Below are 14,377 nucleotides of genomic sequence, written 5' to 3' on the forward strand. Positions count from 1 at the left end.
GAACACCCAGGGCAGCAGGCCGGCGGTCAGCTCGGTCGGCACCCGGTCGGCCGCGGCGGTGGCGCCGGCGGTGAGCGGGGTGAGCAGTTCGTCGCCGAGCTGGCTGTCGGCCTTGGCCAGCAGTGCCGCCGAGGCTGTGCCGCGGGCGTTCAGCGCGTCCTGCAGGGTCATCGAGTAGCGCACCAGGGCACCGGTCAGCGGGACGATCCGGCTCCGGTCGGCGTCGACCGCGGACGCGTCCGCCAGCCGGGTGGCCAGGTAGGTGAGCTGGTTGGTGACGTCCGCCCGGACCGCATCGGTCGGGGTCAGTGCCCAGGTGTTGGCCGCCTGCTGCACCTTGAGCGCCTGGATCCGGGCATCGGTGAGCCGCTCGTACTGCTCCAGGCTCTCGGCGGCCCGCGAGGAGGCGCCGAACGAGACCGCCAGCGCAGTCACCACCAGCGCCCCGAAGGCGAGCAGCAGCAACACCGCGGTGACCTGCAGGCGCCGTAGCCGGCGCACTGACCGCGGGGTCGAGGCTCGCCGGCGCGGCGTCCGCGACGAGCTGGTCGCCGGCACGGACGCCGACGCGCCAGAGCTGGTCGTCGGCGGGGAGGCGACGGGAACGGTGGTCACGTCGTCGCCTGAACGGCCGGGTCGGACGGCGGTTCCAGCCCCCCGGCCGCCGGCGCCGGCCAGTCCACCGCGGCGTCCGGGGTGAGATCTTCGGGCAGCAGGCTGCGCAGCTGGTCCAGGGTCGGCTCGGTGGCGTCCCGCAGCCGCCAGGCGTGCTTGCCGACCGCCGCTTCGAGGACGTTGCGGGCGAACCGTCCGTTGCCGAAGGTGTCGTCGCGGACCTGGCCGGCCAGGAGCTTCCGGAACGCCTCCAGGCAGACCCTCGCCGAGGTCGTAGTCGGCCCGGTCGACCATGCCGGTGAAGATCTGTTCCAGTTCGCCGTCGGTGTAGTCGTCGAACCCGATGGTGGTCCGGAACCGGCTGGCCAGGCCCGGGTTCTGGGCGATGAAGACCTGCATCGGCAGCGGGTAGCCGGCAACGATCACCACCAGGTCGTTGCGCTTGTCCTCCATCTCTTTGACCAGGGTGTTGATCGCCTCTTCGCCGTACTGGTCGCCGTTCAGGCTGTACGCCTCGTCGATGAACAGCACCCCACCCTCGGCCTTGGCGACCACCTCGGCGGTCTTCATCGCGGTCTGGCCGAGATAGCCGGCCACCAGTTCGGAGCGGTCCACCTCGACCAGTTGGCCCTTCGACAGCAGGCCGACCGCGCGGTAGATGCCGGCCACCAGCCGGGCCACCGTGGTCTTCCCGGTGCCGGGGTTGCCGACGAAGACCAGGTGCCGGGTGATGGTCGGGCTCTTCAGGCCGGCCTTGGCGCGCAGGGCGTCCACCTTGAGCACGGCGGTCTGCCGGTGGATCTCGGCCTTCACCGTGGTCAGCCCGACCAGCGAGTCCAGCTCGGCGAGCAGCTCTTCCAGCGACCGTTCCGGCTCGGCCGGCTCTTCGGGTTCTGGCTCAGGCGCGGGCGCGGCCTGGAGTTGGTCGAGCTTGTCGAGACCCGGTTGGTCGATCGTGCCGAGACCCTGCTGATCGCCGGCCCGCGGGTCGACCGTGCCGAGACCCGGCTGACCCGAACCCGGCGCCGTGTTCCCCAAACCTGGAAACGCGCCGGCCCCGAACGGATCGAGCTGCCGCAGGTCGAGCAGCCGGGACTGGCTGGCCTGCATCCGTTCGAGCACGCTGGACAGGATCTGCGGTGCCTGCCGGACGAACTCGGCGTCCGAGCCACTCCTCGGCGTCACAGCGGGCAGCTGGGAGCCCAGGCCCTGGGCCGCGTTCAGCTGGATGCTCGCCGCGCCCTGGGCCGCGCCGATGCTCGACGGGGTCGGCGTACCCAGCAGCGCCGCCGCGGACGCCACCTCGGCCAGCGCCTTCGCGTACGGCATCGCCTGCCCCGAACGCGCGTTGTGCAGCTGCGCGACGAGCGGCGTCGCCGAGGCACGGTAGCGCCGTCCCTTCAGCGCGGCGTCCATGAACACCTGGGCGCTGATCGCGCGATTGGTGCCGGTGCACCAGTCCACGAACGAGCCCACCGCGGATTCGGCGACGGTCGCCGCGAGCTGCTCGCCCTCGGTGCGGGCGGCGTCGGCGTCCAGCCCGGCGCTCGCCGCGACCGCGGCGAGGGCGTCCAGGGTGCTGGCCAGGTCGGGTGTGCTCACGGGCGCTCCAGGTCGAAGGGGTCGCGGGACTGGGTGGGCGGCGCGGAGGACGCCGGCGGGGCCGACGGTGCCGGCGGCGGGACGCCCAGCTCGGTGCTGGGGGAGTGGCCGAACCGTTCCCGCAGGAAGCGGCCGTGGGTGATCAGGGCAGCCGCGTCGGTGGAGTTGGCGGCGTCGTAGATCTTCTCCATCGTCGCCCCCAGCAGGTCGAGCTGGTCGATCAGCAGCAGCAGCGGGGTCTTGCCGTTCTCCACCGGACGGCTGTCGGCCCAGTCCCGGGGCAGCCGCAGGTAGGCCCCGATCGCTTCGGGCAGGTAGTCGGTCGCGGTGGCAACCACCGAATAGCTGTCGTAGCTGCCGAGCCCCAGCGAGTCCAGCCGGGGCAGGGTCTGGCGCACCAGCTTGGTCACCCGGGACGCCCGCGAGCGGACGACCGCCGGCAGCGTCCCGGACGCGATCAGCTGCTCCACGCCGTCCAGGGAGGCCAGGATGTCGACCTCGGTGGGTGCCGGGTCGACCTCGGGTACGGCGGGTGCCGGCGGTGTGGCGTCCCGACCGCTCAGCCAATCCCAGAAACCCATTGTTCGGCTACGGCTCGCGGATCAGAGGTTGATCTGCGGCATCGACTGGGACCGCGAGTCCTGGTGGGCGACCCGCTCCAAGTACTCCTTGGACTTGATCACCTCGCCCTCGAGCACACCGATGGTCTGTGCCATGGTGTCGAGCGCGCGGGCCTTGAACTCGTCGATCGAGTCCATCGTGGAGTAGATGTTCGCGAAGGCGGCCTGCAACTGCTCCAGGCCGATGGTCGAGGACGCCGCCTGCTCTTGGATCCGGGCGGAGTTCTCTTTGAGCATCTCGGAGGTGCGCTGGATCATCTGCGAGGTGGTCGTGTTGAGCGCCGTGATCTGGTCGAGCACCAGCTTCTGGTTGCCCAGCGCCTGCGCGACGATCACCGCCGTCCGGAGCGCCGAGATGGTCGTGGTGGACGCCCGGTCGACGCCCTTGATCAGCTCGATGTTGTTCTTGATGATGATGTCGATCGCCAGGTAGCTCTGGATCGACACCGCGAGCTGGGTGAGCAGGTCCTGATGCTTCTGCCGCACGTAGAACAGCACGTCCTGGCTCAGCGCCTTGGCCTTGTCGGGGTCGGACATCTGCAGTTCGGCGACCTGGGCGGACAGCCGGGCGTCCAGCCGCTCGGCGATGTAGACGTACTGGTTCAGCCGTCCCATCACCGTCCACAGGTTCTGCTTCTCCATGTTGAGCGCGACGTTGTCCTTGGTCAGCTCGTCCTGGCCGCTGCGCAGCGCGTGCAGGATGCCGTTGAGCTGCTGCTGCGAGCTCTGGTAGCGCCGGAAGTAGTCGGTGACCTGGTCGCCGAACGGGATCATGCCGAGAAACTTCTTCGGCCCGCGGGCCTTGCCCGGGTCGAGGTCCTCGACGGTGCGGCGCAGCTGGAGCAGGGTCTGGCCGACCTTGGAACCCTCGGAGAGGCCGCCCTCCTTCAGCGCGCGCACCGGCGCGTTGAGCAGCCGGTTGGACGTCTCGGCGGCCTTGCGGATGTCGGCGTCGCCCATGCTGCGGACCGCGTCGGCCTGAGCCGAGAAGGTGGGGGACTTCTCCTCCGCGGAACCGAGCGCCCGGAGGAACTCGTCCACCTTCGCGTCCAGGACCGGGACCTGGCTGGTCTCGACCTGGGGCGCCATCGCGGGGGCCTGGGTCTGGGTGACCACCGCCGGGGTCTCGGGGACGGTCAGGGTCAGCGTCGCCGGAGGCTGCAGCGGCATCGCGGCGGCGCCGCCGGCGGGGGAACTGGAACTCATGGATGCCTCTCGAAACGGGCGGGTTTGCTTCCCGCCCAATCTAGCGGGCGGCGGCGACAACGGCAGTCGGGACGGTGTCCGGGACAACCCTGGAACGTGTGGCACGAGCCTGCCCCCGGATAGTGAAGCGGGCCTCACTCCAAGGAGTGAGGCCCGCGGAATCGCGATGGATCCGAGTACGAGGTCAGAGCGGCCGAACCCGATCTGCCTGCGGACCCTTCGGACCGGAGGTGATCTCGAACTCCACCTTCTGGCCTTCGTTGAGAGTACGGAAACCCTGGATGTCGATTGCGGTGTGGTGGACGAAGACGTCCTGGGTGCCACCCTCGACCTCGATGAAGCCGTAGCCCTTCTCGGCACTGAACCACTTGACGGTCCCCTGCGCCATGTACTTCTCCTTCAGTTGTTACGACCGTCGTTGCCGACGGCCACTGCCGAACGAGCTGTCCCAGACGACCAGTGCGGTCGCCCTCGCGGCAGCGCCAGCAACACTCTCACATCCGCCCGCGCGTGTCACTCGCGAGTGGACGGCTGCCGGCGCGTGTCGCCGTCCGGGAAATGTCGGTGGCAAGTGATTCGATTGCTCGCATGGAGTCGGTCGGAGCAGCCATGCCGGTGGCGTTGAGCGCGGCGCAGCGGGCAGCCGTCGAAGCGCATCGGCGGTCGCCGGTGCTGGTGGTCGGTCCGCCCGGGTCGGGTAAGTCCACGGTGGTCGCCGCGGCTGCCGCGCTCGATCTCGCCGGTCGGGGTCCCGGGGAACCGCAGCCGCTGGTGTTGACCTTCGGACGGCGCGCCGCGAGCCAGCTGCGCAACCAGGTCGCGCGGGCGATGAACCGGACGGTCAGCCCGCCCTGGGTGACCACCGTGCACGCCTTCTGCCTGTGGTTGCTGCGCCGGGCGGCGGTCCCGGGAGCGGCGGAACCCCGGTTGCTCACCGCCCCCGAGCAGGAGTTCCGGGTGCGCGAGCTGCTGGCCGGACGCGGCGTGGCCGCCTGGCCGTCCGAGATCCACCAGGCGGTGGGCACCCGGGCCTTCGCCCGGCAGGTGCGTGCGGTGATCGCCCGGGTCCGGCAACTCGGGCTCGATCCCGACGACGTGGTGGCCGCCGGGCGGGAAGCGGGCCGCCCCGAGTGGGTGAGCGCAGGCCGGTTCTTCGCCGAATACCTCGACGTCCTCGATCACGAGGGCAGCCTCGACTATGCAGAGTTGGTGCACCGGGCGCGGATCGTGCTCACCGACGAGCAACTGGCGGCATCGGTGCGGGGCGAGATCTCCCGGGTGATCGTCGACGAGTACGGCGAACTCGACCCCGCCCAGATCGGGCTGCTGCGCGCCCTGGTCGGCGCCGGCGGACCAATCCTCGCGGTCGGCGACCCCGACCAGGTGGTGTTCCGGTTCCGCGGCGCGCACCCGCGCGGGCTGGCGGACTTCGCCGAGACGTTCGGGTCGGCCCCCGACGGGCCGGCGCCGGTGATCGCGCTCGACACGGTGTACCGGGGTGGCCCGGCGGTCGCGGCCGCCTGGCGACGGGTGGCGCGCCGGCTGCCGTTGCCGGTGCTGAGTGACGCCGCGGCGGCGGTGCTGCGGCCAGAGGCCGAGCGCGGGCCGGCACCTGGAGCCGAGGTGCGCACGTTCGTGTGCGCGTCGGAGTCCGAGCAGGCGCAGCTGATCGCCGAGGAACTGAGGCGAGCACATCTCGACGAGGGCTTCCGGCACGCCGACATCGCGGTGGTGGTCCGTTCGGGGCGTCGTCAGATCGCCCCGATCGCGCGGGCGCTGGTGGCGGCCGGCATCCCGGTCGAGGTGGCCGGCGACGAGATCCCGCTGTCCTCGGAGCAGGCCGTCCGGCCGTTGCTGCTGGCCGTGGAGGTGATGCTGCGCGGTGGCCAGCTGGACGCCGACGAGGCCAAGCGGCTGCTCACCTCGCCGCTGGCCGGCCTGGACGCGGTCGGCTTGCGCACCCTGGGCCGGGTGCTGCTCGAGGCGGAACGGAATGAGACCGGGTCGGCGCTGATCGCCCGCAGTCCCGGGCAGCTCATCGCTGACGCACTGGCCGATCCGACGCGGCTGACGGCGCTCCCGGAGACGGCTGAGGTAGGGGCCGTGGGCCGCCTCGCCGAGCTCTTGACCCACGCTCGCGAGGTGCTCGCCAGGCCGGGCAGCGGGGCAGCCGAGGTGCTGTGGACGTTGTGGTCGGGCACCGAGTGGCCGCAGCGGCTGCGCGCGGTCAGCCTGGCCGGCGGCGAGGGCGGACGCCGGGCCGACCGTGACCTGGATGCCGTGATCGCGCTGTTCGCGTCCGCCGAAGCGAGTGAGCAGCCGTCCGGGCCGGGCGGGGTTCGCGGCTTCCTGGCCGAGGTGGCGGCGCAGGAGATCCCGGCCGACACCACCCGCGAGGCCGAGGTCCGAGGCCGCGGCGTCCGGTTGCTGACGGCGCACCGGGCGAAGGGCCTGGAGTGGCCGCTGGTAGTGGTTGCCGGCGTCCAGGAGGGCCTGTGGCCGGCGCCGGGGCAGGGTGCGGCGATCCTGGAGCCGTCCGAACTGGTCAGCGACGGGCTGGTCGGGCGTCCCGATCTGCGCGAAGGGGTGGCCGACGAGCGCCGGCTGTTCCACGTGGCCTGTAGCCGGGCCAGCCGGCGGCTGATCGTCACCGCCGTCCAGGGATCCGACGGCGAAGCGAACCAGCCGTCCCGGTTCCTGGCCGAGTTGGGCGTCCCGGCTGAGGAGTTCCGGCCCAGCGCCCGGCCGCTGACCCTGCCGGCGCTGGTCGCCGGGCTGCGTCAGCGGGCCGCAGACCCGGCGTCTTCCGCCGCCCTGCGTGAGGCGGCCGCCGGTCGGCTGGCCCGGCTGGCCGCGCTCACCGACGGCCGTGGCCGTCCGCTCGCCCCGCAGGCGCGTCCGTCGAGCTGGTGGGGGGTGCTGGAGCCCAGCGGACGCCCGCTGCAGTCGAGCGGGCCGCTGCGGATCAGCCCGTCGATGCTGACCGGGCTGCTCACCTGTCCGCGGCAGCACTACCTGACCCGCCAGGTGAAAGCCGACCCGCCACGCACCGCCGCCACCAGTCTGGGCTCGGTCATCCACGTGCTGGCCGAACACGCCCGCAACTCCGGGCTGGGCTTCGACGAACTGACCGCCAGGCTCGACGAGGTCTGGGACGAGTTGCCGTTCGCCACCGCCTGGTTGTCGGTCACCGAACGCGACCAGGCCGAAGCCGCCCTGACCCGGTTCCTGAACTGGTCCGACGCCAATGCGGGCACCGAGGTGCTCGGCGTCGAGGTCGACTTCGACGTCGAGATCAATGTGGCCGGCGATCACGTGCGGCTGATCGGCACCGTCGACCGGCTGGAGCGAGCCGGTGACGGACGGCTGCGGGTGGTCGACTTCAAGACCGGGAAGCGGGCGCCGACCGTCGACGCCACCGCGTCCCACGAGCAGCTGGGGGTGTACCAGCTGGCGATCGAGGCCGGCGGCTTCGAGCGGCTGGCCGGCCCCGGCGCGACCAGCGCCGGCGGCAGCCTGGTGTACCTGCGGGTGCCCGGCGGCAGCGATCTGGACGACTATCCGAAGGAACTGCACCAGGCCGCGCTGTCCGAGCGTCCGCACCTGGCCGACGACGACGCCGAGCACCCCACCTGGGTGCATCAGCGGCTGTCCCGCGCCGTGACCCTGGTTCGCGAGGGTCGCTATCCGGCGACTCCCGGGCCGGGATGCACGTGGTGTCCGTTCGCGGCCAGTTGCCCCGCCAAGCCGGCCGGCCGGCAGGTGGTGGCATGACGGGGGCGCTGCGGACGCCCGAGCAGCTGTGCGAGGTGTTGGGCCTGCCGTTCTCCGAGCAGCAGCTGGCGGCGATCACCGCGCCGCTCGAGCCGGGGGTGATCATCGCCGGCGCCGGCTCGGGAAAGACCACGGTGATGGCGGCCCGGGTGGTGTGGCTGGTCGGCAGCGGCCAGCTGGCGCCCGAGCAGGTGCTGGGCCTGACCTTCACCCGCAAGGCGGCGGCGGAGCTGTCGGCGCGGGTCCGGACGGCTCTGCAGCGGGCCGGCGTGATCGACGACAGCGGAGTGGACGAGGCCGGCGAGCAACTGGTGCTCACCTACGACGCGTTCGCCGCCCGGCTGGTCGCCGAACACGGGTTGCGGATCGGGGTGGAGAGCGATCCGGTGATGATCACCGGCGCGTCCCGCTACCGGCTGGCTGCCCGGGTGGTGACCAACGCCGCCGGCCCGTTCGAGCAGCTTGCCGCCTACGCCCCGGTGACGCTGACCGAGCGCCTGCTGAAGCTCGACTCCGACCTGACCTCGCATCTGGTGACTGCCGCCGAGGTCGGTGCGCACGCTCGTGAGTTCCGCACGGCGCTGGCCGAGGCGCCGCTGAACCGGTACCGGCGCGAGTACGCCTCGGTGCGGACGGCCCGGGCGATCACCGAGCAACGCCTCGAACTGCTCGGCCTGACCACCGCCTACGCCGACCTGAAACGAAGCCTCGGCTACGTCGAGTTCGCCGACCAGATGGCGGTGGCCGCCGAACTGGCCCGCCGGGTGCCGGCGGTGTCCGAGCTGTTGCGCCGCCAGTTCCGGGTGGTGCTGCTCGACGAGTACCAGGACACCTCCTCGGCGCAGGCGGCGATGCTGCGCGCCCTGTTCTCCGGCGACGATGAGGCGTCCGGGCGAGGTCACCCGGTGACCGCGGTCGGCGATCCGCATCAGGCGATCTACGGCTGGCGCGGGGCGGCGGCCAGCAACATTCTGCAGTTCGCCGACGATTTCCCGACCGCGCGCGGAACCGCGGCGCCGTCGTTCGCGTTGACCGTGAACCGGCGATCCGGCCCGACGATCCTGGCGGTGGCGAACGTGTTGGCGTCCGGGCTGCATCACGATCCGGCGATGGGGGGTGGTGCCGCGGCCCTGGAGCTGACCGCGCCGGAGGGCACCCCGCCGGGCCGGGTAGAGGTGGCCGGCTTCGACACCTGGCCCGAGGAGGTCGGCTTCATCGGCGAGCGGATCGCCGCGCTGCACGGCACCGGGCGGGTGGCGCTGTGGTCGGATCTGGCGGTGCTGGTCCGCCGCAACGCGCAGATTCCCGCGCTCTACGCCGACCTGCTGGCGCGCGATGTTCCGGTCGAGATCGTCGGGCTCGGTGGACTGTTGGAGTTGCCCGAGATCGTCGAGGTCTGCTCGGTGCTCGCACTGCTCGACGACGTCAGCGCCAATCCGGCGGCGATCCGGCTGCTGACGTCGGCGCGATGGGCGATCGGCATCGCCGATCTGGCCCTGCTCGGACGCCGGGCGACCGAACTGGCGGCGGTGGAGGGCCCGCGGGACGGCGATCTGGTGGACGACCTCGGCCGGGCGCTGGCGCGCACCGAAGGGGTCACCGTGCCGAGTCTGTTGGAGGCGTTGCACGATCCGGGCGAGTTGCATTACAGCCCGCAGGCCCGGCGCCGGTTCGCCGTGATCGGCGCCGAGTTGGCGGGGTTGCGGCAACATGCCGGCGAGCCGGTGCTCGACCTGGTGCGCCGGGTGATCCACACCCTCGGGGTGGAGGGTGAGCTGGCGGCGTCCGGAACGTCCAACGCCCAGCTGGGTGCCTTCAGCGATGCGGTCGCCGCCTACTGCGATGTGGACGGCGAGGCGTCCCTGGGCGGGCTGCTCGCCTACCTGGACGCCGAACGCAACCACGGCGTCGGGCTCGACCAGGCGGTGGCCAGCGATGCAGACTCGGTGAAGCTGCTCACCGTGCACAAGGCGAAAGGCCTGGAGTGGGAAGTGGTGTTCCTGCCGGGCATGGCGGAGGGGGTGTTCCCCAACGACCGGGTGACCGAGAACTGGGTGACCAATGCCGCCGTCCTGCCTGCTGAGCTGCGGGGAGACGCGTCGGCGATCCCGCAGTTGGCGGACGCCTCCGATGCCGCGTTCAAGGAGTATGCCGCGGCGTTGAAGACGCAGGCGCGGCATGCCGAGGATCGGCTCGCCTATGTGGCGGTCACCCGGGCGAAGCAGTTGCTGGTGGCGACCACCCACTCCTGGGAGGGCGAGCTGATCAAGCCGCGGCGTCCCTCGCCCTATCTGCGCGCCATCGAACAGCATGGGGTGGTGCTGCGCGAGGCGCCGCCGGCAGTCGGGGACAATCCGCTGGCCGGTTCCGGCGCTGCGTTGGAGTGGCCGGTGATCGGAGACCCGGAGGCACGGCAGCGGCGGCAGCGGCTGGCCGCCGACGTCGAGGCGGCGTCCGCTGTGCTGGTGCCGCTGGAGCCGGTCGGGCTGACCGCCGAAGAGCAGGCCGAGGTCGATCAGTGGGACGCCGATCTGGCCGCCCTGGCGCTGGCAGCGGTCGAAGAGGTGGCGCCGGGCCGTCCGGAGTATCTGTCGGTGACTGGGCTGGTGCAGCTGGCCCGCGACCCGGACGAGTTCGTCACCGACGCGAGCCGTCCGATGCCGCAGCGCCCGGTGGCCGCGCAGCGGCTGGGCACGAGGTTCCACCGCTGGCTCGAGGACCGGTTCTCACTGACGCCGGTCTTCGACGTGGATCCCGGCCACGAGCCGCCCGATGACCCGTACTTCGCGAAGTTGAGTGCCGCGTTCGAGCGCGGGCAGTTCGCGGCGCGGCGTCCGCTGGCGGTGGAGGTGCCGTTCAGCATGCTGGTCGGCGGCACCATCGTCCGCGGCCGGATCGATGCCGTCTTCGCCGCCGGCGACGGATACCTGGTCGTCGACTGGAAGACCGGGGACGTGGAGCGGGCCGACCCGGTGCAGCTGGCGATCTACCGGCAGGCCTGGGCGGACCTCGTCGGCGTTCCGGTCGAGCGGGTCCAGGTCGGCTTCTTCGACATCCTGCGCGACCGGCTGGTGACCCCGACCCTGCCGCCGGAGTCGGCCTGGGCGGACGCGGTGCGCCGGTTCGGCTGACGTCCGCCGGCGGGCGAGTCGGTCGAATCGGGTTGCTCGCCGTTGACGGAGCCTGCCGATACTGGTGGCCTGCCGTTGGTCGAGCTTGTCGAGACCCGGCCGGGTGCCGTTGGTCGAGCTTGTCGAGGCCTGGCCGGCTCGAGGTCGTAGGTTGACTCCGTGGATGCATGGAGCGGGCCCGGACACCTGGATCGATGCGAGAGCAAGCGGCTGGACGCGGACTGGATCACTGCCAGTTGGGCGGATCCCTCGGCTCTGCTGCTCAGCGTGGACGTCTCGGGCCGAGTGGGCGTCGGCGCCGACCTGGCGATCGCCGAGGTGCGTCCCGACGGTAAATACGACCCGCAGCGGCACTATCTGCTCGGCCTGTCGGCGGGACGTCCGGTGTTCGTGGAGTCCGCGGAAGTGGAGAACGGCGCCGGCCTGCGCGAGCTGATGCCGGTGCTCGCCGACGCCGACCGTGAGTTGGTGGTCGCCGCCGTGGCGCTCGTCCAATGGCACCGGACGTCGCCGCACTGCGGGCTGTGCGGAGCGTTGACGCTGGTGACGGCCGGCGGCATGGTCCGGCACTGCCCCTCCTGCGGACGGGACCGCTTCCCGCGCAGCGATCCGGCGATCATCGTCGCCGTCCTGGACGCCGACGACCGGCTGCTGCTCGGTCATCAAGCGGTGTGGCCCGCGGGACGGATGTCGGTGCTGGCCGGCTTTGTGTCCGCGGGGGAGTCGCTGGAACAGGCGGTGCACCGCGAGGTCGGCGAGGAGACCGGGCTGCGGCTGTCCGCGGTGCGGTATGTCGCGAGCCAACCGTGGCCGTTCCCGCGCTCGTTGATGCTCGGCTTCGTCGCCTGGGCGGTCGACACCGAGATCCAGGTGGACGGCGTCGAGATCGAATCTGCCCGCTGGTTCACCCGGGACGAACTCACCGCGGCGGTCGATGCCGGCGAAGTCGGACTGCCCAGTGAGGCGTCCATCGCTCACCGGCTGGTCGCGGACTGGCGGTGGGGGACTCTGCGCGTCCCGGGTGCAGGCCAATAGTCACCGATGCCCGGTCACCCGTGGACCGCCAGGAGTTCGCGGGATCGTGTTGCTGTTATTGCAGATTTGCGTAGCATGGAGGCATGGCGGCACATGCTCTCGAAACGACGCTCGATCCCCTCGATCCCGCAGTACGGGCCGATGCAAGGAACCTGGCCGACCGGCTTGTGGGTACCAGTCCGGTCGAGGCCGCCGTGCGCGCGATGCTCGACGATGTTGCCCATGGCGCGCGGGTTCTGGTGCTGCGTGCTGAAGACGAGGTCACCCCTGCAGAGGCTGCTGAGATTCTCGGGGTGACGCGCCAGTTCGTCGATCGGCTCTGCGAAGACGGCGTGCTCGCCTTCCGCCGGCTGCCCGGCAGCCGCCACCGCCGGATCCGCGTGCAGGATGCCGTCGATATCGCCGCAGAACGCGACCGCCGACGGGCCGGCGTGGAGGCGATCCGCGCCGCTCTTGCGGAATAGTCAGGTGGCCCGTATCCCGCGGGTTTTCATTGACACCAGCGAGCTATTCCCCTTTACGGTCATGGACGTGTTGCTCACGCTCGCCGAGGACCTACTGTTCACCTGGGTATGGACCGACGAGATTCTTGCCGAATGGGAGACGGTCATCGTCCGTCAAGGCCGGCGCACCCCCGCCTCGGCTGCATCAGTCAGTGCCGCCGTGCGCCACTACTTCGGGCGATACCGCATCGACCCGACCCTCTACCGTGGCAAGGTCACCGATGACCTGTCGAAGGACCCTGACGACAGAGTCCACGCGGCTGCAGCGATCTATGGCGACGTGGACGTCCTGCTCACGCGCAACCTGAAGCACCTGCGCGCTGAGCGGGTGGTCGCGGCCGGCGTCCAGGTGATGACCTCGGATGAGTTCCTGGTTGACCTGATCAAGCACCGGCGTGGCAGCGTCATCGAATCGTTCACCCGTGCCGCGGCCAGGAAGAGGAATCCTCCGGTCACCGCACTGCAGTTGGCAGACAAGATCGCCACCGCGGGCGCACCGGAGTTCGCCAGGCGACTAGATGCGCTTCTCCGCCCGGACTGAACGGTGGTCGCTGCGAGGGAGCAGCAGGCGTCCTCAGTTGGCCACCGATCGCGACCAAGGGGCTTCCGGGCGTCGGTAACCGGCTTCAGCGTTGGAACGGTGCGCATGGCCATCAGCTATCGGCGGCGCTCGGTCCACTCCTCGGGTTCGAGAGCTCGGCAGGCCACGCGCTCCTCGCCTTCGGTGATCAGCATCCCCGCTCGTAGCCGGGCGAGCACCTCGCGCCGCACAGCCCGGACGCGGGTCGGGGCGTGCTGGATGGCGGCTGGCCCAACCGTCGACCACCACTGGTCGAGCGCATCGAAGACCTCAGGGGTGTCCCGAGGGTCGATAAGGCCGCCGGTGACCCGGGCGATGCCGCTCTGATGGCCGGAGCGGTCGGCGTGGTGCGCGAACCCGGACAGGATGAGCGCGGCCAGGCCGGCGCCTCCGAGCAGGGTGAGCCCGGAAATGGCCGGAAACGCGGCAAACGTGCCGATCTCACCCCATCGGAATGCGACGACTGCCGCGGCGCCCAGCATCCAGATGACACTGAAGCCGAGGTGGATCACGGCCGGCACGCGGGATCCCCAGAGCGATCCGTTGGCGCGGCGCGGTTCGAGCCAGCACAGCAGCGCCACCGCGACGACGGCGAGCAGTCCGGCCGGCAGGATCGCATCGTGCAGGGCGAGCGTGCTGGTGCGCGGCGTGGTCAGTAGAGCTACCGCCATCACTCCGGCGAAGAGGGCGACTCCGAGTGCTACGCGATGCAGCGTCGTCGAGGTGGCCACGCGTGGGCCACCGGGGTCGCGGCGTTCGTTCGCCGCTCCCACAGCAGCGGCACGGGCGCGTTCGTGGGCTACCCGGACCCGAGGGTCGGATGCCATCACGGCGACCCGCCATGAGTCCTCAACCGCAGCTTTCGCGTCCCGGTAGTCGGCGTCGAACAGGATCAGGTCGATCCGGCCGAGCGTACGCTCGTCCATCCCCGTCACTGAAGCGTGCTGGGCTCCCGCCATGGCGCGCCCTCCCTCGTGCGATCGATGTCTCGGACGGCAGACTCGCTCCCAGAGTAGGCGTCGAGCGGCCGCTATGGGACCCACCCATTGGCGGCGGAGCCCCGGAGCACTGTCAGCCTCCCTGAGTACCGATTTCCGCGCTCGATGCGCGAAAAGGGCGAACTGAAACGATTGAGTTGGTATCCAGCGCGGAAATCGGTATTTCTTCTCCGCAATGAAATCGGATGCATCGTCGTGCCATCGCTCAGATCGCCTGCGCGGGCTCGCTCGCAAGCACAATTGATCGGGCGCGGCCCGGCGGAAGTGCCCATCGTGGTCGAGCTTGTCGAGGCCGGAACCTGTGCGTCCCGGT

At 71.1% G+C, this 14,377-nt stretch carries 10 protein-coding genes and 1 pseudogene; 5 read left to right on the plus strand and 6 right to left on the minus strand.

The window, feature by feature from the left end; all coding sequences use genetic code 11:
• Nucleotides 1–611: 611 nt before the first annotated feature.
• The 5 genes and pseudogenes from QM711_RS01525 to QM711_RS01545 form a co-directional block, all read right to left on the minus strand.
• Nucleotides 612–1,034: a hypothetical protein gene (locus tag QM711_RS01525; protein ID WP_415096852.1), complete on the minus strand. Its 423-nt coding sequence runs from the start codon at nt 1,032–1,034 to the stop codon at nt 612–614.
• Nucleotides 1,035–1,056: 22 nt separating this feature from the next.
• Nucleotides 1,057–2,031: pseudogene (locus tag QM711_RS01530) on the minus strand (ATP-binding protein); the annotation flags it as partial.
• A gap of 182 nt (nt 2,032–2,213) precedes the next feature.
• Entirely contained in the window at nt 2,214–2,798 is a 585-nt protein-coding gene (locus tag QM711_RS01535; RefSeq protein ID WP_415095955.1) for a hypothetical protein, read from the minus strand.
• A gap of 21 nt (nt 2,799–2,819) precedes the next feature.
• Nucleotides 2,820–4,043 (minus strand): toxic anion resistance protein, encoded by a 1,224-nt coding sequence (locus QM711_RS01540; RefSeq protein WP_415095956.1) that lies wholly within the window; start codon nt 4,041–4,043, stop codon nt 2,820–2,822.
• 184 nt (nt 4,044–4,227) lie between these two features.
• Nucleotides 4,228–4,431: a cold-shock protein gene (locus tag QM711_RS01545; protein WP_298130889.1), complete on the minus strand. Its 204-nt coding sequence runs from the start codon at nt 4,429–4,431 to the stop codon at nt 4,228–4,230.
• Between the two features lie 200 nt (nt 4,432–4,631).
• Between QM711_RS01545 and QM711_RS01550 the strand changes: the two genes are divergently transcribed.
• The 5 genes from QM711_RS01550 to QM711_RS01570 all read left to right on the plus strand — a co-directional run bounded on the left by QM711_RS01550 (nt 4,632) and on the right by QM711_RS01570 (nt 13,027).
• Nucleotides 4,632–7,817, plus strand: coding sequence for an ATP-dependent helicase (locus QM711_RS01550; RefSeq protein ID WP_415095957.1), 3,186 nt, complete (start codon nt 4,632–4,634; stop codon nt 7,815–7,817).
• Complete coding sequence (locus tag QM711_RS01555; RefSeq protein WP_415095958.1) at nt 7,814–10,948, plus strand: UvrD-helicase domain-containing protein; 3,135 nt, start codon at nt 7,814–7,816, stop codon at nt 10,946–10,948. The genes QM711_RS01550 and QM711_RS01555 overlap by 4 nt, the downstream gene beginning before the upstream one ends.
• Nucleotides 10,949–11,107: 159 nt before the next feature.
• Nucleotides 11,108–11,983 (plus strand): NAD(+) diphosphatase, encoded by an 876-nt coding sequence (gene nudC / locus QM711_RS01560; protein ID WP_415095959.1) that lies wholly within the window; start codon nt 11,108–11,110, stop codon nt 11,981–11,983.
• 83 nt (nt 11,984–12,066) lie between these two features.
• Nucleotides 12,067–12,447, plus strand: a complete 381-nt coding sequence (locus tag QM711_RS01565; RefSeq protein WP_415095960.1) for a helix-turn-helix domain-containing protein — start codon at nt 12,067–12,069, stop codon at nt 12,445–12,447.
• Entirely contained in the window at nt 12,371–13,027 is a 657-nt protein-coding gene (locus QM711_RS01570) for a PIN domain-containing protein (protein ID WP_415095961.1), read from the plus strand. The genes QM711_RS01565 and QM711_RS01570 overlap by 77 nt, the downstream gene beginning before the upstream one ends.
• Nucleotides 13,028–13,143: 116 nt before the next feature.
• Here the strand turns inward: QM711_RS01570 and QM711_RS01575 are convergent, their stop codons facing one another.
• On the minus strand, nt 13,144–13,992 hold the full coding sequence (locus tag QM711_RS01575; RefSeq protein ID WP_415095962.1) for a hypothetical protein: 849 nt from the start codon (nt 13,990–13,992) through the stop codon (nt 13,144–13,146).
• Between the last annotated feature and the right edge of the window lie 385 nt (nt 13,993–14,377).

Origin of the sequence: Micropruina sp., from assembly GCF_047602385.1 — a bacterium.
In the GTDB taxonomy this organism is placed as follows: domain Bacteria; phylum Actinomycetota; class Actinomycetes; order Propionibacteriales; family Propionibacteriaceae; genus Micropruina.